General features: G+C 75.3%; 16 protein-coding genes. 7 read left to right on the top strand and 9 right to left on the bottom strand.

Features of this window, described 5'->3' with window-relative positions:
• Positions 1-23: 23 nt before the first annotated feature.
• Positions 24-788 carry a sigma 54 modulation/S30EA ribosomal C-terminal domain-containing protein gene (locus ACWGKU_RS18110; RefSeq protein ID WP_401053922.1) on the bottom strand — a complete coding sequence of 255 codons (765 nt, stop codon included), beginning with the start codon at positions 786-788 and terminating at the stop codon, positions 24-26.
• A gap of 342 nt (positions 789-1130) precedes the next feature.
• On the opposite strand from ACWGKU_RS18110, the gene ACWGKU_RS18105 reads away from it, so the two are divergent.
• On the top strand, positions 1131-3677 hold the full coding sequence (locus ACWGKU_RS18105) for a cytochrome P450 (RefSeq protein ID WP_452177681.1): 2547 nt from the start codon (positions 1131-1133) through the stop codon (positions 3675-3677).
• A 19-nt stretch (positions 3678-3696) separates the two neighbouring features.
• Here the strand turns inward: ACWGKU_RS18105 and ACWGKU_RS18100 are convergent, their stop codons facing one another.
• The 3 genes from ACWGKU_RS18100 to ACWGKU_RS18090 form a co-directional block, all read right to left on the bottom strand.
• Positions 3697-3828: a DUF6126 family protein gene (locus ACWGKU_RS18100; protein WP_359902629.1), complete on the bottom strand. Its 132-nt coding sequence runs from the start codon at positions 3826-3828 to the stop codon at positions 3697-3699.
• A gap of 43 nt (positions 3829-3871) precedes the next feature.
• Positions 3872-4213: an ArsR/SmtB family transcription factor gene (locus ACWGKU_RS18095; RefSeq protein WP_359902632.1), complete on the bottom strand. Its 342-nt coding sequence runs from the start codon at positions 4211-4213 to the stop codon at positions 3872-3874.
• 284 nt (positions 4214-4497) lie between these two features.
• Positions 4498-4959, bottom strand: a complete 462-nt coding sequence (locus ACWGKU_RS18090; RefSeq protein ID WP_359902635.1) for a hypothetical protein — start codon at positions 4957-4959, stop codon at positions 4498-4500.
• Positions 4960-5113: 154 nt separating this feature from the next.
• On the opposite strand from ACWGKU_RS18090, the gene ACWGKU_RS18085 reads away from it, so the two are divergent.
• The gene (locus ACWGKU_RS18085; RefSeq protein ID WP_452177682.1) at positions 5114-5893 is read left to right on the top strand and encodes a polysaccharide deacetylase family protein; all 780 of its coding nucleotides are present in this window, start codon (positions 5114-5116) and stop codon (positions 5891-5893) included.
• A gap of 157 nt (positions 5894-6050) precedes the next feature.
• On the opposite strand, the gene ACWGKU_RS18080 is transcribed toward ACWGKU_RS18085, so the two are convergent.
• Together ACWGKU_RS18080 and pdxR are read right to left on the bottom strand one after the other, a co-directional pair.
• Positions 6051-7073, bottom strand: coding sequence for a glycoside hydrolase family 3 N-terminal domain-containing protein (locus tag ACWGKU_RS18080; protein ID WP_401050773.1), 1023 nt, complete (start codon positions 7071-7073; stop codon positions 6051-6053).
• A gap of 286 nt (positions 7074-7359) precedes the next feature.
• Positions 7360-8853, bottom strand: a complete 1494-nt coding sequence (gene pdxR / locus ACWGKU_RS18075) for a MocR-like pyridoxine biosynthesis transcription factor PdxR (RefSeq protein ID WP_452177683.1) — start codon at positions 8851-8853, stop codon at positions 7360-7362.
• A gap of 83 nt (positions 8854-8936) precedes the next feature.
• Here pdxR and ACWGKU_RS18070 point away from each other — a divergent pair, with 83 nt between their 5' ends.
• The gene (locus tag ACWGKU_RS18070; RefSeq protein ID WP_452177684.1) at positions 8937-9782 is read left to right on the top strand and encodes a methyltransferase domain-containing protein; all 846 of its coding nucleotides are present in this window, start codon (positions 8937-8939) and stop codon (positions 9780-9782) included.
• A 149-nt stretch (positions 9783-9931) separates the two neighbouring features.
• Here ACWGKU_RS18070 and ACWGKU_RS18065 read toward each other — a convergent pair whose 3' ends face one another.
• Positions 9932-10429, bottom strand: coding sequence for a MarR family winged helix-turn-helix transcriptional regulator (locus ACWGKU_RS18065; protein ID WP_452177685.1), 498 nt, complete (start codon positions 10427-10429; stop codon positions 9932-9934).
• A 111-nt stretch (positions 10430-10540) separates the two neighbouring features.
• Between ACWGKU_RS18065 and ACWGKU_RS18060 the strand changes: the two genes are divergently transcribed.
• The 3 genes from ACWGKU_RS18060 (at position 10541) to ACWGKU_RS18050 (ending at position 13898) form a co-directional block, all read left to right on the top strand.
• Positions 10541-11464: an EamA family transporter gene (locus ACWGKU_RS18060; RefSeq protein ID WP_380548833.1), complete on the top strand. Its 924-nt coding sequence runs from the start codon at positions 10541-10543 to the stop codon at positions 11462-11464.
• A gap of 86 nt (positions 11465-11550) precedes the next feature.
• Positions 11551-12192 carry an NAD(P)-dependent oxidoreductase gene (locus tag ACWGKU_RS18055; protein WP_401052675.1) on the top strand — a complete coding sequence of 214 codons (642 nt, stop codon included), beginning with the start codon at positions 11551-11553 and terminating at the stop codon, positions 12190-12192.
• A 110-nt stretch (positions 12193-12302) separates the two neighbouring features.
• Complete coding sequence (locus ACWGKU_RS18050; protein ID WP_452177686.1) at positions 12303-13898, top strand: alpha/beta hydrolase; 1596 nt, start codon at positions 12303-12305, stop codon at positions 13896-13898.
• A 12-nt stretch (positions 13899-13910) separates the two neighbouring features.
• Here ACWGKU_RS18050 and ACWGKU_RS18045 read toward each other — a convergent pair whose 3' ends face one another.
• A complete protein-coding gene (locus ACWGKU_RS18045; RefSeq protein ID WP_380548841.1) occupies positions 13911-14219 on the bottom strand; it encodes a hypothetical protein in 309 nt (102 codons plus the stop codon).
• Positions 14220-14235: 16 nt separating this feature from the next.
• Complete coding sequence (locus ACWGKU_RS18040) at positions 14236-14619, bottom strand: hypothetical protein (protein ID WP_359902661.1); 384 nt, start codon at positions 14617-14619, stop codon at positions 14236-14238.
• A 573-nt stretch (positions 14620-15192) separates the two neighbouring features.
• Here ACWGKU_RS18040 and ACWGKU_RS18035 point away from each other — a divergent pair.
• A complete protein-coding gene (locus ACWGKU_RS18035; protein ID WP_452177687.1) occupies positions 15193-16599 on the top strand; it encodes a lytic murein transglycosylase in 1407 nt (468 codons plus the stop codon).
• The last annotated feature ends 69 nt before the right edge of the window (positions 16600-16668 follow it).

Genomic DNA, 16668 nt, shown 5'->3' with positions numbered 1-16668 from the left:
GGTGTGGTCGTTGCGTCGTGGTGTCAGTCCTGTGCCAACAGGGTTCCTGCCCCGATCCGGCCGTCCGATACCGGCGCTATCAGGCCGTAGTGGCCGTCGAAGCGGCGGTAGAGCACCCGCGCCCGGTGGTCGCCGGGGTCGGTCCAGCCGACGAACGGGCGACCGGTGAGCCAGAGCCGGCGGGCCGCCTCGGCGAGGTCGAGCGGGGGCATCGCGCTGGTGCCCGCGGCGCACAACTCCGGCGTGCCGCCCGGCGAGCAGCGGTGGACCAGGCCGTCCCGGCCGGTGGCGGCGTCCGCGAAGAGGTGGAACCGCCGGTCGAGGGCGAGCAGTTCGAGCACGGCCTGCTCGGGGCTGCGGCGGGCGGGCACGACCGCCTTGTGCCGGGCGATCCGCCGCTGGGCGAGCGGGCGGTCGGCGAACTGCGGGCGGTAGGCGCTCTCGTACGCGGCGGCGAAGCCGATGTCGCCCTGCTCGCGCAGTCGGACGGCCCGGCCGGCCAGCGTGCCGAGCACCAGGTCGACGGACTCCCGTGCGGTGCCGGTGGCCAGCTGCACCCGGACCGGTCCGACGCCCGCCAGTTCGACGTCCGCCTGGGCCAGCGCGGGCCGGGTCACCGACCGGTTGCGCGAGCGGGTCAGCCGCAGTCGCAGCGCGCGGGTGTCGGGGCCGAGCGCCGTGGCGGTGGCCAGCGCCCGGGCCCGGGCGTACTCGGCGTCCTCGCGGGGCAGCTCGCCGCGGATCTCCACCCGGACGTCGAGGGCCGGCCGGTGGCGCAGACGGGTCATCAGGTTCCTCCTTCTTCGCATCCATGCTGTCCCTCGCACGCCCGTGCGGCGAGGGTCCAAAGACCCTGCCTCGCAGGCAAGCCGCGGACCACCCGGACGGACGCATCCGCGCAGGTCAACACGGAGTTTCGAGCACGCACGAAAGGGTCGATCCACTCGGCCGTTGGAGTGATCCCCGCACATTCGGCGCAACGCTCGGGAAACCGGCGCGTTTGCTCAACGTGCGCCCTCCCGCCGGGGGCGCGCGCGGGGCCCGCGCTGGGCGGTCCCCCGGCTCCCGGCCGGCCCGCCGTTGCCGCCCGGCATCGCCCGCACCGGCCACTCTGGTTGAGAGGTAGTGTCATGTCCCTGCTGACCGAAACGCGGAAGCTGATCGTCCCCCCGAGAACCGTTCCCGGCCCGTCCCCGCTGGCCCGCGCCGCCGTCCCGCCGCTGGCCCCCGGTGCCCTGCCCGGCCTCGGGCACGCCGGCGCCCTGCTGCGCGACCCGCTCGGCTTCCTCGGTTCGCTCGCCCGCCACGGCGGGGTGGTCCGCATCCGGCTCGGACCACGCACCGTCTGCGTGGTCACCGACGCCCGGCTGGTCCACACCCTGCTCGTGGCACTGGCCCACGACTGCCCGCGCGGGGCCGTCCAGGACACCCTCAGGACGGCCTTCGGCGACGGCCTGCTGATGTCCGAGGGCCAGGCCCACCGCGACCGCCGCCGGATCATCCAGCCGGCCTTCGGTCCGGACCGGATGGGCGAGTACCTGGCCGTGATGCAGCAGGTCACCGAGGAGCGGGCCGGACGCTGGCGCCCCGGGCAGGTCCTCGACGTGGCCAAGGAGATGAACCACCTGGCGCTGGAGATCGTCACCCGCACGCTGTTCGACGCCCGGCTCAGCGAGGACGCCACCGTCGCGTTCCACCGGGCGCTGCCGGACCTGGTGAAGGGCCAGATCGTCCAGTCCCTCTACCCGAACCCGGCGCTCGCCCGGCTGCCGCTGCCCGTCAACCGGCGCTTCGACGACGCCGTGCGGGTGCTCAACCGGGTGGTCGACCAGGCCGTCAACCGCCGCGCCGCGACCACGGGCCCCGGAGCGGGCCGGCGCACCCTGCCCGCCCTGCTGCGCGCCGCGACCGACCCGGCCACCGGGCGCCCGCTCACCGAGGCCGACGTGCGGTCCGAGGCGATCACCATGTTCGGCGCGGGCACCGAGACGGTCTCCACCACGCTCACCTGGCTGCTGGACGAGCTGCTGCGCCACCCCGAGGTGGAGGCCCGGATCCTCGCCGAGCTCGACGAGCACCTGCCCGCGGGCACCGTCCCCACCCCGGAGGCACTGGCCCGGCTCACCTACACCCGCAGCGTCACCCAGGAGGTGGTGCGGCTGCACGCGCCGAACGCCTTCCTGATGCGCACCGCCCGGGTGCCGGTCGAGCTCGGCCCGTACCGCGTCCCGGCCGGCACCGAGCTGCTGTACAGCCTCACCGCGCTGCACCGCGACCCGGTGCGCTACCCGGAGCCGATGAGCTTCCGGCCCGAGCGCTGGCAGGACCGCGGCGGCTCCGGGCGGCCGTCCTTCCTGCCGTTCGGGGCGGGCAAGCACAAGTGCATCGGCGAGGCCTTCGCCTGGGCGGAACTGACCGTCGCGGCCGCGACGATCCTGCGCCGCTGGCGGCCGACGGCGGTGCCGGGCGCGCGGGCCCGCGAGGTGGTGTGGACGACGGTCCAGGCGCACGGCCTTCGGGTGCGGCTCGCGCCGCGCGGCGCGCGCTCCCCACGCGGGCGCACCGCGGCGGCCTCCCGAGAGGGCGATGCCGCATCCTCACCGGGGGCCGCAGTGCCCTCCTCGCACGGTGAGCCGCCGCCGGTCCGGTGTCCCTTCACCGGCACCGCCTCCACGACCGGCCCCACGACCGGCCCCTCGGGTCCGGCCACCCCGGCCGGTCCAGCCTCCCCCGCGGGTCCGGTCGCTGCGGCGGGCCCCCGCCCGTCCGACGAGCTGCGCCTCGCCGCCGACCGGCACGCCGACTGGGTGGTCCGCCGCGGCCTGCTCACCCCGTCGGAGCTGCCCCGCTACCGGGCCTACGGGCTGCAGAAGCTGATCGGCCACGCCTTCCCCCGCGTCCGGGGCGCCGAACTCGACCTCCTGGTGGACATGCTGGGCTGGTTCACCATCCTGGACGACCGTTTCGACGGCCCGCCCGGCCGCCACCCCGCCGCGGCCCACGCCGTGGTCGACCCGCTGATCGCGGTCCTCGGCGGAACCCGCGGCGAGAGCCCGTCCGAGAGCCACATGCTGGTCTCCTGGCGGGAGTTGTGGAAGCGGCAGACCGCTTCGACGTCCCCCGAGTGGCGGGCCCGGGCGGCCCGGGAGTGGCGGGCCTGCCTGGCCACCTTCCCCGCCGAGGCCGACCACCGCGCCCGTGGCACCGTGCCCGCCCTCGGCCTCGACCTCACCGACACCATGAAGCTGCGCCGGCACGGCAGTTGCCTCTACCCGTTCATGAACATACTGGAACGGGTCCACGGCGCCGACGCCCCGGCCGCACTGCACGCGGAGCCCGCGCTGCACCGGCTGCGCGCCAACACCGCCGACGCCGCCACACTGATCAACGACCTCTACTCACTGCGGCGCGAGGAGCGGCAGGCCGGGCCCGCGTTCAACACGGTGCTCACCCTCCAGCGGGCCCACGGCTGGACCCGCGGCCGGGCGGTCCACGCGGTGCGCGCCCGGGTGGCACGGTTGCAGCAGGAGAGCGAGGAGCTGCGCCGCGACCTGCTGCGCCGCCACCCGGCCGGGCGCTGGTACCTGGACGGCACCCGCGAGCTGGTCGCCGGCGTTCTGGCCTGGACCAGCACCAGCGACCGGTACCTGGTGCCGGACCACGGGCGGCGCCGGTGAGCCACCGGTTCCCGGTGTGCTACTTCCGGCCGCCGAGCGCGAACAGCAGCAGCACGAAACCGGCGAACAGGTGCGTGGCGAAGATGTAGATGCCCGCGCGGATCAGCATCGCCTTGCGGCGCCTCTTCTCGTCGCTCGTGCTGTCGCTCATGGTGGTGCTTCTCCTCGGATCGGGCGGACGGGCCGGGCGCGGCTCAGCGGAGCCGGCCACCGGAGGCGCGCAGCTCGGTGAGCAGCGCGCCCTGGTCGGTGATCAGCTCGGTCAGGATCCGGCGGGCCGCGCGCAGCAGCTCGGCGACGTCCGGGGTGCTGAGCGCGTACACCACGGTGTTGCCCTCACGGGTCGCCGTGACCAGCTGGGTGCGGCGCAGCACCGCGAGCTGCTGGGAGAGGTTGGACGGCTCGACCTCGATCTCCGCCAGCAGCTCGCGCACCGGCCGGGGGCCGTCCTGGAGCAGCTCCAGGACCCGGATCCGCACGGGGTGGCCGAGGGTGCGGAAGAACTCCGCCTTGGCCTGGTACAGCGGCACCGGCATCGTCCGCGTTCTCCCTCGGTTCCGGCTCGGTGGTCGTCCGGCCGGGCGGGGATCGATGCCGCGGCCGGTAGGCATCATCGCGACAGATGAAGATTTCTTCAAGTCGTCACAGTGCGTCGAGCGCCGGCAAGACCCCCGGCGGGCCCTCGACAGACCCCCGGTCCACCCTCGGCGGGCCGCCGCCCGGCGCTCCCCCCGACCGCCCGCCGACCGGACCGCGACATGCAGAAGCCGAGCCCGGGATGCTGCCAACTCCCGGGCTCGGCAGTCACGGTGACGCGCCGTCAGCAGACTACAGGCACATCCACCGTGGCCGGCACCTGGCCGCTCCAGAACCCCTCGACGTCAAAGGACACGTGCACGGTGGACCCGCACGGCACGGTGGTCGAGATGCCGTCGACCCGCACCGTGGACACCTGGAACACCGTGCGGCCGTTCACCGTGCCGAGCGAGGCACCGCCGGTCACGTTGGCCGACAGGTGGGTCACCAGCTCCTTCGGCGCCGGCGGCCACGGGGTGCCCGGGGACGGCGGACCGGCCAGGCCGATCTTCCCGTAGATCGCGACGCCGTCACCGGTCACGTCGGCGCAGGCGTACGTGGCCAGGCCCGCCTGGAGGCTGTAGGAGCCGCAGGTGGTGACGGTGGTGGTGGCGACGGCCGGGGCCGCGGCGAACGCGGGGACGGGGGCCGAGAGCAGGGCGGCGGCACCGACGGCGCCGGCGGCGATCCGGGCGATCCGGTTCATGGGTTCCTCCTTGGAGGGGACGGACGGACTGGGACAGGTGGCGTGGCACATATGACATTTCATAGGCCCACGACAGGAACTTTGCCATGCGATTCCTATGCGGTGACGCCGATTTACCCTTGGATACGAGGCCTCGTCCGAAAGCAGACCTTCGATGGCGCAATCACCCTCGAACGGCCGAACTTCCGCACCCTCCCAGGCAACGCCCACGTTGAGCCCGGATGAACCGCATCCGAACCGCCACCGGGGCCGCCGCCGCGGCCGTCCTCGTCCTCCTCGCGCTGCTGGCCGCCGCCTCGCCGCCGGCCACGCTCATGGGCGCCGAGATCCGCCGCCTGCCCACCGCGGAACGCGTCCTCGCCCTCACCTTCAACGCCGCCTGGAACGAGACCGGGCTGGACACCGTCCTCGCCGTCCTGCGCGACCGCGACGCCCCCGCCACCTTCTTCCCGACCGCCATCCCCGCGCCGTCCGCGCGATCGCCGCCGCCGGGCACGGCCTCGGCAACCACTCCTACAGCCACCCCGACTTCTCCACCCTCGACGCCGACCGGGCCCGCGCCGAGGTGCGCCGCGCCGACACCGCGATCCGCCGCGCCGCCGGGACCGAACCCCTGCCGTTCTTCCGCTTCCCGTACAGCGCGACCACGCCGGAAGGCATCGCCACCGTCAACCGGCTCGGCTACGCCGACCTCGAATTCACCGCCGACACCAACGGCTACCTGGGCCCCGCCCACGGCATGACGGCGGACCGCGCGGTCGAGCGCGCCCTCGCCGCGCTCACCCCGGGCGCCGTCCTCCAACTGCACGTCGGCGCCTCGGAGGAGGACGGACCCGACACCTGCCTCGACGCCGAGGCGCTGCCCCGCATCCTCGACGGCGCCCGCGCCCGCGGCTACCGCGTCATCGACCTGCGCACCCTGCTCGACCGGTGACCGGCCGGGGCCTTCCGCGCCCCGGCGTCACCCGCCCGGACGGGAGCCCGGGGAGCGGACCACCGCCGCCCCTGCCCGCCGACGCCACCCCACCCCGCGGCCGGCCCCGCCCCGCCTCGCGGCGCCGTGCCGGACGGCACCGACCGGCCCCGTCGGCTCACCCCAGCGAGCCGCGCAGGGCGTCGACCCGGGCCACGGCCTCGGCGAAGGCGTGCCGGTCCAGGCGGCCGTCGTCCAGCGCGGCGGCCAGCGCCTCGGTGGCCTCCTCGCCCTGCCGGGGGTCCCGGGCGGAGCAGAGCAGCAGGTCCATCCCGGCCTCGGCGGCGGCCAGCGCCCGGTCGCCGGTGCCGCCGTACGGGGCGAGCGCCTCCGCCTCCATGGCGTCGGTGACGGTCACGCCGTCGAAGCCGAGCCGGCCGCGCAGCTCGCCCTGGATGATCGTGGACGAGAACCCTGCCGGGTGGTCCGGGTCCAGCGCCGGGTAGACCGCCCACGAGGCCATCACCAGCCGCACGCCCGCTGCGACGGCCGCCCGGTACGGGGCCTCGCCCCGGGAGCGGAGCTGCGACAGCGGGACGTTCAGGGTGACGGGGCGCTCGTCGGTGTTCTCCCCCCGGGGCGCGGCGCCGAGGCCGGGGAAGTGCTTGGCGGTCGCGGCCACGCCGAGGCCCTGCTGGGCGGTGAGGAAGGCGCTGCCCAACTCCGCCACCTTGGCCGGGTCCTGGCCGTAGGAGCGCTCGGGGTGGTCGATGAAGTTGTCCGGCTTGTCGTAGACGTCGAGCACCGGGGCGAGGTTGAGGTTCAGCCCGGCGTCGGCGAGGGTCCGGGCGGCGCCGGCCCCGGATTCCGCGGCCGCGGCGAGCGGGTCCGGCGCCAACCCGACGCGGCGGGCGGAGAGTTCGGGCGCACCGGGCAGCCGGCGGACCTTGCCGCCCTCCTGGTCGGTCATCAGCAGCAGGGTGCGCGGGTGCGGCGCCTCGGCCGCGGCCTGTTTCAGTTCCGCGACCGACTCCGCGAGCTGCTCCGGACTCGTGACGTTCTCACCGAACAGGATCACCCCGGCGGCCCGGCCCTCCCGGATCGCCCGGAGCACCCCGGCCGGCGGCGTCGGACCGGGGTACGACAGCACGATCCGCCGCCCGGCGAGCGCCCGCGCGTCCTCCTGCTCCTGGCCGGCCATCGCCGCACCCCTCTCGTTCGGAGCACCCGGAGTACCCGCAACGCCCGGAGTGCCCACAACGCCTGGAGCACCGTGCGGCCGGGCGGGCGCGCCGAGCGGCACCGGACCGAGCGCGATCCCCATCACGGCCAGCACCACCCCGAACTGGGCGACACTTCGGAACAGGGCCATCACGCCTCCCGGGCCGACATTTGACTTCGGCATGTCAACGTACCCAGGGGTGCGGCGGGGCACTCCCCCTTGCACCAGATTAATCCGATAATCCGCCTTAATATCCTCATCGTCCTCACACCGACGACGAACGCCGGACCAGCCGCCCCAGGACGGCGAGCCCCTCGGCGATCTCCGCCGTCGAACCCGCCGCGTACCCGAGCACCAGGCCCGGCGGGTACGGAAGTCGGGCGTGCCAGGACAGCGGCTGCACCTTGACCCCCTCGGCCAGGGCGGCGGCGGCCAGCTCGGTGTCGGTGCGGCCGGGTGCCTCCGGAAGCGTCAGCATCAGGTGGAGGCCCGCCGCCGCGCCGTGCACGGTGGCTCCCGGCAGATGGGTGCGGATGGCGGCGATCATGGCGTCCCGGCGGCGGCGGTGGCGGCGGCGCAGCAGCCGCAGATGGCGGTCGAGGTCGCCGGACTCCATCAGCCGGGCGAGCACCAGCTGGGGCAGGACCGGGTTGCCGAGGTCGGCGAAACGCTTGGCGTCCAGGACGGCGTCCCGCAGCCGGGCCGGGACCAGCAGCCAACCGGTGCGCAACGCCGGGGCGAGCAGCTTCGAGATGCTGCCCGCGTAACAGACCCGGTCCGGCAGGGCGGCGCGCAGGGCCGGGACGGGCGGCCGGTCGTAGCGGTGCTCGGCGTCGTAGTCGTCCTCGATGACCAGGCCGCCCTCCCCCGCCCAGCGCAGCAGTTCGCGCCGCCGGTCACCGCCCAGTACGACGCCGGTCGGGTACTGGTGGGCGGGGGTGAGCAGGACGGCCGGGGCGCCGGTGGCGCGCAGCGCGTCGACCCGGATGCCCTCGGCGTCGACCGGGACCGGCGGGGTGGCGGCGAGCCAGTGGGCGAGGTGCTGCCGGGCGCCGAGGGAGCCCGGGTCCTCGACCGCGACCTCGCCGATGCCGGCCCGTCCGAGGGCCCGGCCGAGCAGCGCGAGCGCCTGGGCCGTGCCGGCGACGATCAGCACCTCGTCCGGGTCGGCGCGGATGCCCCGGTTGCGGGCCAGCCAGTGGGCGACGGCCCGGCGCAGGGCCGGGGTGCCGCGCAGGTCGCCGTAGCCGAGGTCGGAGGCGGCCAGGTCGTCGAGGACGGCGCGTTCGGCGCGCAGCCAGGCGGCGCGGGGGAAGGCCGCGAGGTCGGGCACGCCGGGGGTGAGGTCGATCCGGGCGGGGGCTCCGCGCAGCAGGTCGAAGACCTCGGGGTCGGGATCGGCCCGGAACAGCGCGGGCGCCGGGCGGGGTGGCTCCGCCGCGGGCGCCCGGTGCGGCGCCGCGGGGGCCGCGACCACGACCGTGCCGCCCCGCCCGCGGCCGACGACCTGTCCCTCCTCGGCGAGGCGCTGGTAGGCGTCGGTCACCACACCGCGGGAGACCCCGAGTTCGGCCGCCAGCACCCGGCCGGCGGGCAGCCTGCTGCCGACCGGAAGCCGCCCGTCGGCGACGGCCTCGCGCAGCCGGCGGGTCAGCCAGTCGGTGAGCCCGCCGGGCGGGGCATCGGCCGTGTCGAGCTGCAGGAAGTCGGCGCCGGCCTCTTTGGACCGGTCGAATGCCTCGGCTTTGGACCTGTTCACCGGACCATAGTGGCGGCGAGGGTGGGGCCATGACCACGGAAACACCCATGCTCACGGAAACGCCCACGACCACGGAATCGCCCATGACCCCGGGGACAGCGGCATCGGAGCGCCCCGACGACCACCCCGGCTACGTCCACGGCTACGCGCGGACCGAGACGCGGCGCCTCGGCGACCAGGCCGACACCCTCGCCGACCTGCTGCACGCGGGCACCGCGTACCCGGCCGGCAGCCGGGTGCTGGAGGCGGGCTGCGGGGTGGGGGCGCAGACCGTGCACCTGCTGGCCGGCAACCCGGGGATCCGGCTGACGGCGGCAGACCTCTCGGCGGAGTCGCTGGCCCGGGCCCGCGCCCGGGTCGCCGCACAGGCACCCGCCGCGGACGTCACCTGGCACCACGGCGACCTGCACCGGCTGCCGTTCCCGGACGCCTCGTTCGACCACGTCTTCCTGTGCTTCGTGCTGGAGCACCTGCCCGACCCGACGGCCGGGCTGGCGGCGCTGCGCCGGGTGCTGCGGCCGGGCGGGACGATCACGGTGATCGAGGGGGACCACGGCTCGGCCTTCTTCCACCCGGAGAGCCCGGCGGCCCGGCGCACCGTCGACCACCTCGTCCGGCTGCAGGCCCTGGCGGGCGGCGACGGCCTGCTCGGCCGCCGCCTCCACCCGCTGCTGACCGCGGCCGGCTTCACCCGGGTGTCGGTCCGACCGCGCACGGTCTACGCCGACGAGGCCGACCCGGCTCTGGTGGAGGGGTTCACCCGGCGGACCTTCGTCGCGATGGTCGAGTCCGTCCGCGCGGACGCGGTGGCCGCCGGGCTGACCACCCCGGAGGACTTCGACCGGGGCATCGCGGAGCTGCGCCGTGCGGCCGGGCCGGGCGGGACGTTCCACTACGCCTTCTTCAAGGCGGTGGCGGTCACCCCGTAGTCGCCACGCAGGACGGCTCGGGTCGGGACGGGCTCGGGCCGGAGCGGAGCCCGCGGGCGGGGTCGTGGACGGGGGTCTCGACCGCGCCCGCGGGAGCCACCGCCCCACCGGGTACGGACGCGGGCCGGACGGCACGGGCACCGGCCGGGCTACTCCGGGCTGTCCCCGAAGTCCGCCAGCAGGGTGCGCATCACCTCGACGAACGCCGTCCGCTGCGCCTCGTCGAGGCCCGCCAGCATCCGGTGCTCGGTGGCGAGGTGGTCGGGCAGCGCGCGGTCGATCAGGGCGTGCCCCTTGGGGGTGAGGGCGACCTCGCGGCTGCGGCCGTCCTGGTCGCTGCGGGTCCGGGTGACCAGGCCGCGGGCCTCCAGTCGGTCCAGCCGCTGGGTGATGGCACCGGAGGTGACCATCGCGGACTGCATCAGTCCGGAGGGGGTGAGGCGGTAGGGCGGGCCGCTGCGCTTGAGGGTGGCGAGCACGTCGAAGGAGGCGGCGTCCAGTCCGTGCTCGGCGAAGGTGCGGTTGAGTGCCGCGTCCACCAGCCGGTAGAGGCGTTTGAGCCGGCCGAACACCTCCATCGGGGAGACGTCCAGGTCGGGGCGCTCGGCACCCCATTGCGCGACGACGCGGTCCACATGATCTGCCACGGGTTCAGGGTAGGCGATCCCCAGTGGATTCCTTAGTGGTGAGGTAACTGTGAGCCACATCACTCACTCGATGCGGTGAAGAATGCCTTAGCGCTGAGATACATTGCCTTAGTGCTAAGAAATCGCCTCGCCCTCGTCCTGCTGACGGCCCTCGCCCCGGCGGTCTGGGGCACGACCTATCTGGTCACCACCGAACTCCTGCCGCCCGGCCGCCCGCTGCTCGCCGCCGTCATCCGCTGCCTGCCCGCGGGGCTGCTCCTCGTCGCCCTCACCCGCCGGCTGCCGCAGGGCAGTTGGTGGTGGCGTTCGCTGGTCCTCGGCGCCCTCAACATCGGAGTGTTCCAGGCCCTGCTCTTCATCGCCGCCTACCGCCTGCCCGGCGGCATCGCGGCCACCGTCGGCGCCGTCCAGCCGCTGGTCACCGCCGGGCTCTCGGCCCTGGTCCTCGGCGACCGGCTCACCCTGCGCACCGTGCTGTCCGGCATCGCGGGCGTCGCGGGCGTCAGCCTGCTGGTGCTGCGGGCCAACGCCCAGCTGGACGCGATCGGGGTGCTCGCCGCGCTCGGCGGCGCCGTGGTGATGGCCGCCGGCATCGTCCTCTCCAAGCGCTGGGTCTCCCCCGCGCCGATGCTCGCCACCACCGGCTGGCAGCTCACGGCCGGCGGACTGCTGCTGGTGCCGGTCACGCTGCTCTCCGAGGGCGCGCCGCCGTCCCACTACACGCTCGCCAACGTGCTCGGCTACACCTACCTGTGCCTGATCGGCGCGGCCGTCACCTATGCGCTCTGGTTCCGGGGGCTGCGCGCGCTGCCGCCGACCTCGGTCTCCTTCCTCTCGCTGCTCAGCCCGGTGGTCGCCACCCTGCTCGGCTGGCTGGCGCTCGGCCAGGACCTCAGCCCGCTCCAGGCGTTCGGCGCGCTGGTCGTGCTCGGCTCACTGATCGCCGCCCAGACCCGACGGACCCGCACCGCGCCCGAGCCGGCACCCGGAACCGGGCCGGCGGACACCCCGCGGCCCGTCCGCGAGAACGCCTGACCCCGTCCCACCGACACCGTTCCCGCACCCACCGATCCCACCGTTCCCCACCACCACCGATCCCCACCACCTACAGGGAGTACCCCATGCGCATCACCGTTTTCGGCGCCACCGGCAACGTCGGCAGCCGGGTCGTGGCCGAGGCCCTGGCCCGCGGCCACCAGGTCACCGCCGTCGTACGGGACCCGGCGAAGCCGCACGGCCTGCCGTCCGCCGCCGCCCTGGTCGTCGGCGACGCCCGCGACCCCGAGGACGTCGCCCGGATCGCGGCCGGACAGGACGTGGTGATCACCGCCACCCGTCCGCTGCCCGGCAGCGAGCACGAACTGGCCGTCGCCACCAAGGGCCTGCTGGCCGGGATCGCCGGCACCGGCGTACGGCTGCTGGCCGTCGGCGGCGCGGGCAGCCTGCTCGTCCCGGGCGGCGGCGGGACCACCCTGGTCGACAGCCCCGGTTTCCCCGACGAGATCCGGCCGATCGCCCAGGCCTGCGACGAGCAGCTCGGCCTCTACCGTGCCGTCGGCCCGGACGTCGACTGGACCTACCTGAGCCCGGCCGCGCTCCTGGAACCCGGCGTGCGCACCGGCCGGTTCCGGACCGGCCACGACGACCTGCTGGTCGACGCCGAGGGCAACTCGGCGATCTCCATGGAGGACCTCGCCGTCGCGCTCCTCGACGAGGCCGAACAGCCCGTCCACCGCCGGGCCCGGTTCACCGCCGCCTACTGAGCGCTCGACCGCCTGGAGCCCCCGCCACGGCGGGGGTGCACCCAGCACCACCCCGAAGACGGTAGTGGGGATGATCGATCATCAGGCCGGGGCCGGACAGGATCGTTCCCGTGACCGAGCCTGAGACCAAGAGCAAGACCAAGACCGCAGCCCAGCACACCGAAGCCGCCCCGCCCCGCGCCCGGCACGCCCGTCGCGCCGCCCTGGCCGTGGCGGCCGCCGTCCTGGCCGGCCTGGCCGTGCCCACCACCGCGGGCGCCGCCACCGGCCGCGACCCGGGCGACGCCGCCCCGGCGCCCGCCCGCTACACCCACCAGACGTTGAACTGGCAGCCCTGCGCCCGGCAGCCCGCCCTGGACTGCGCCACCATGACCGCCCCGCGCGACTGGCACCACCCCGGTGTCGGCGCCGATCTGACCATCGCCGTCTCCCGGCACCGCGCCACCGGCCCGGCCGAGCGCAAGGGCACCCTGCTGATGGCGGCCGGCGGCCCCGGCGGCACCGGCCTGCTGCGCCCGGCCAATCTGGCCGCCGGCGCCCCGGCGGTCGCCGCCGCGTACGACATCGTCGGCTTCGACCAGCGCGGGGTCGGCGAGAGCACCAAGGCGGTCTGCCAGACCGAGGCGGAGATGCAGGAGTTCCTGGCCGGCGACTACCGCGACCAGTCCCCCGTCGCGATCGACCGAGTCATCGCCAACTCCAGGAAACTGGCAGCCAGTTGCCAGGAGCGCAGCGGCGACCTGATCCCCTACCTGACCACCGAGCAGACCGCCCGCGACATCGACCTCTTCCGCGGCCTGCTCGGCGAGCGCAAGATCGGCTACTACGGTCCTTCCTACGCCTCGATGATCGGCGCCTACTACGCGACGCTCTTCCCGCACCGGGTCGAACGGATGGTGCTGGACAGCAACATCGGCTTCGACGGCACCTGGGAGACGTACGAGCTGGGCCAGCCGATGAGCTTCCAGCGCCGCTTCGACGAGGACTTCGTGCCCTGGCTCGCGGCGCGGGACACCACTTACCACTGGGGCTCGACGCCGGAGCAGGTGCGGGCGCACTGGGAGCAGCGGCGCGCCGCGCTGCACGATTCCCCCATCGTCGAGGGCTCGGTGACGATCGGCCCGAACCAGTTGGACAGCCTCGCCATGTCGGCGATCTACCGGGCGTCCGACTTCCCGGAGCTGGCCCGGATCCTGGCCGCCGTCGACAACTGGCAGGGCCTCGACCCGGCGACCAGGGCGGCGGCCGCGAAGGTCTTCGGCAGCTACCTCTCCCCGGAGTTCCTCGCCGAGTACTTCGCCGTGACCTGCAACGACACCCCGTGGACCAGGGACCTGGACACCTGGATCGAGCGCGGCGCCGAGAACACCGCCCGCTGGCCGCTGGCCGGCGCCCGGACGCTCGCCTTCAGCGCGGTCTGCGCCGCGTGGCCGGTCGCCCCGGCGCCGGAGGTCAAGGTGACGGGCGCCCACCTGCCGACCACGCTGATGCTCAACTCGGTGCACGATCCGGCGACGTACTACGAGGCGGCGCTCGGCGCGCATCGCGCGCTGCGCGGCTCCAGGCTGGTCACCGTCACCGGGAGCGGCGACCACGGCCAGTACCCCACGTCCAACACCTGCGTCAGCGGGGTGGTCGAGCGGTACCTGCTGGACGGCGAGGCGCCCGCTCGCGACCTCACCTGCCCCTCGCCGCAGGCCGGTTGACCAACCGGGTGCTCAACTCCCGGGCCGGGACCGCAGCCTGGCCCGGAGCCAGGAGAGCCCGACCGCCAGCCCGGCGAAGCCCCCGACGGCGAGCTTGATCCCGGCCTTGGCGACGATCCAGCCGATCCACGGCACGGACCAGCCCAGCCAGTGGAACACGGCCAGCAGCACCGCCGCACCGCACACCGCCGCGAGCACGGTGACCGCGACGGCCGCGGGCCGCGAGAGCTCCCGCGGGCCGTCGGCCCGCTCCCCCGCGGTCGCGTCGTCCGCCTCGCCGGTCGGGCTCTTCACCATCTCGTTCGTGTCCCCCACAGTCATGGGGTGATCATACGCGTCAGCGGCAGGCGTGGTGGGTGTCGCCGAGGTGCTCGCCGGTCTCGCCGTCGGGGAAGCTGACGGCCAGGGTGACGCGGTACTCGTGGACGTCCTCCCGGTGGCCCGGCACCCGCGCCCAGGCCAGCGAGTGCACCTCGGCCTCGGGGGCCTGCCGGCACCAGGCGGCGGCCTCCTCCAGGACGGTGGCGGCCGACCGCCCGGTGCACACCACGGCGGTGTAGGCGGCGACCGCGACGTCCCCACCGGTGCGACGGGCGCGCGACACCGCCCGGACGGCCGCGGCGGCCTGGGTCAGGTCACGGGCCAGGTCGTCCACCACCCGAGGGGGCGCCGGCAGGACGACCGCTCCCTCGGCGAGGGTCTCCGGCAGGTTCGCGCTCACGGTCTGGACCTCCATCCGCATCATCACGCGGCACAGCATGCCGGGCGGTGATTCCTGGCATGCCCACTTTCACCAGAACGTCACCCGTCCAGGGCCGAGTCGGGGCGGCGCCCTGGCGCCCCGGCGCCCGCCCTGGTAGGGGGCGCCGGGCCGGGCGCCCGACGTTCCGGCAGGTCAGGAGGGCGGGCGGTGGGCGCCGCCGGGGAGCCCGAAACACCGCGCACGCACCACCCCTGTGCTCCGAACCGCCGTTCCGGCGCCCGGGAGCGCCCGTCCCACCGCGGTGGACCTTCAGTCAACTTTCGTCACCGAAAGGTGAGTTGGCACTGGACGGCGGAAGGGGGGCGGCCGGCGACGGGGCCCCGGAACGGCGCGGCACCCGGCCGCACCCCCGCTGAAGTGCCGAGTTAACCCCTCGGAGGGCCCCGGTCGGCCTCCCGGTCACCCTGTCCCTGTCAGATCGTCGTGATACTAATCGTCCCGGCGGCGGGCCCGGCCCTCGGCCGGACGGGCACGATGACGACAGCTCAACCGTTCCGGGATGGTCCGGGCGGCGACGGGGAGGGGTAGCGGATGACGGTGCGGATCGGCAAGGCCGAGGGCGGACGGAAGCTCCGGATCGGCAAGCGGCTCACGGGCACGGCGGCGGCCTTCGTCGCACTGGCCGCGCTGACCGGTTCTCAGGTGACGGGCATCGGGCTCGCCCCGGTCGCGGTCGCCGACGCCGGTCCGGCGAACGGCGCCGACGGCCAGGGCGTCGGCCGTTCCCTGCCCGACGGCAGCCCCTCGACGGACGTCCCCGGCACCTTCGGCACCGGCATCCCGGCCGACGGCGGCGGCACCGTCCAGCTCCCGCAGCCGCCCGGCACGCTGCCCGGCCTGCCCTCGGCCGGCCCGTTCGCGGCCACCGGCCCCGCACTGCCCGCCACCGTCCTCGCCGCCTACCGCCGGGCCGAGGCCTCGCTGGCGCAGCGTTCGCCGGGCTGCCACCTGCCCTGGCAACTGCTCGCCGCGATCGGCCAGGTCGAGTCCGGCCAGGCCAACGGCGGCCGGGTGGACGCCGCCGGCACGACCCTGACGCCGATCCTCGGCCCGGCGCTGGACGGCAACGGCTTCGCCGCGATATCCGACACCGACGGCGGCCGCTACGACGGCGACTCCCGCTGGGACCGCGCCGTCGGGCCGATGCAGTTCATCCCGTCCACCTGGGCCTCCTGGGGCGTGGACGCCAACGGCGACGGCAAGGCCGACCCGAACAACGTCTTCGACGCCGCCGAGACGGCCGGCCGCTACCTGTGCGCGGGCGGCCGCGACCTCGCCGACCCGGCGCAGCTCGACCGGGCGGTGCTCAGCTACAACAACTCGGGCGAGTACCTGCGGACGGTGCGCAACTGGATGGCGCACTACGGCAGCGGCACGGTGACCACCGTCCCGAACCGCCCCGGGTCCCCGGTCCCGCCCATCTCGCTGCCCACGCCGAACCCGCCGGGGCTCCCGAGCCTCCCCGGGGGCGGTGGCCCGACCACGACCGCGCCCAGTACGGACCCGCAGCCGACCGTACCGGTCACGCCCGCCCCGGAGCAGTCGCCGAGCGCCCAGCCGACGATGACCCCGAGCGCCACCGCCACGCCCACGCCCGGCGGTTCGGCCTCGCCCTCCGCGACGCCGACGACCACCCCGAGCGGCGGCACCTCCCCGACGGCGACCCCGACCGGCACGCCCACGGGCACCCCGACCGGCACGCCCACGGGCACCCCGACCGGTACGCCCACCACCTGCCCGGACCCGTCGGCCACGCCCACCGGCACGCCCACCCCGACGGGCTCCCCGTCGCCGACCGCCACGCCCACCGGCACCCCGACGGCAACGCCCCTCCCGGGCTGCCCCACCCCCGGCCCGACCGCGACCCAGACCCCGGGGGCGGCCGCCGGCACCACCCCCGGCTCCGCGTTCTCGCCGTCGGCGGCCCCGACGAAGTGACCCGAGGGGCGCGGTTACTTCCCCGGAAACGCCCCCCACCGCACGGGACCGACGGCCCCGCCCCGGCAT

This window comes from Kitasatospora sp. NPDC054768, from assembly GCF_053612025.1.
This window is presented reverse-complemented; position numbering and strand designations above follow the sequence as displayed.

What these genes read in the sequence shown, in the direction of transcription:
- ACWGKU_RS18110 (WP_401053922.1), bottom strand. Translation starts at nt 788, where the DNA reads ATGACCCGTCTGCGCCACCGGCCGGCCCTCGACGTCCGGGTGGAGATC.
- ACWGKU_RS18105 (WP_452177681.1), top strand. Translation starts at nt 1,131, where the DNA reads ATGTCCCTGCTGACCGAAACGCGGAAGCTGATCGTCCCCCCGAGAACC.
- ACWGKU_RS18100 (WP_359902629.1), bottom strand. Translation starts at nt 3,828, where the DNA reads ATGAGCGACAGCACGAGCGACGAGAAGAGGCGCCGCAAGGCGATGCTG.
- ACWGKU_RS18095 (WP_359902632.1), bottom strand. Translation starts at nt 4,213, where the DNA reads ATGCCGGTGCCGCTGTACCAGGCCAAGGCGGAGTTCTTCCGCACCCTC.
- ACWGKU_RS18090 (WP_359902635.1), bottom strand. Translation starts at nt 4,959, where the DNA reads ATGAACCGGATCGCCCGGATCGCCGCCGGCGCCGTCGGTGCCGCCGCC.
- ACWGKU_RS18085 (WP_452177682.1), top strand. Translation starts at nt 5,114, where the DNA reads ATGGCGCAATCACCCTCGAACGGCCGAACTTCCGCACCCTCCCAGGCA.
- ACWGKU_RS18080 (WP_401050773.1), bottom strand. Translation starts at nt 7,073, where the DNA reads ATGGCCGGCCAGGAGCAGGAGGACGCGCGGGCGCTCGCCGGGCGGCGG.
- ACWGKU_RS18070 (WP_452177684.1), top strand. Translation starts at nt 8,937, where the DNA reads ATGACCCCGGGGACAGCGGCATCGGAGCGCCCCGACGACCACCCCGGC.
- ACWGKU_RS18055 (WP_401052675.1), top strand. Translation starts at nt 11,551, where the DNA reads ATGCGCATCACCGTTTTCGGCGCCACCGGCAACGTCGGCAGCCGGGTC.
- ACWGKU_RS18045 (WP_380548841.1), bottom strand. Translation starts at nt 14,219, where the DNA reads ATGACTGTGGGGGACACGAACGAGATGGTGAAGAGCCCGACCGGCGAG.
- ACWGKU_RS18035 (WP_452177687.1), top strand. Translation starts at nt 15,193, where the DNA reads ATGACGGTGCGGATCGGCAAGGCCGAGGGCGGACGGAAGCTCCGGATC.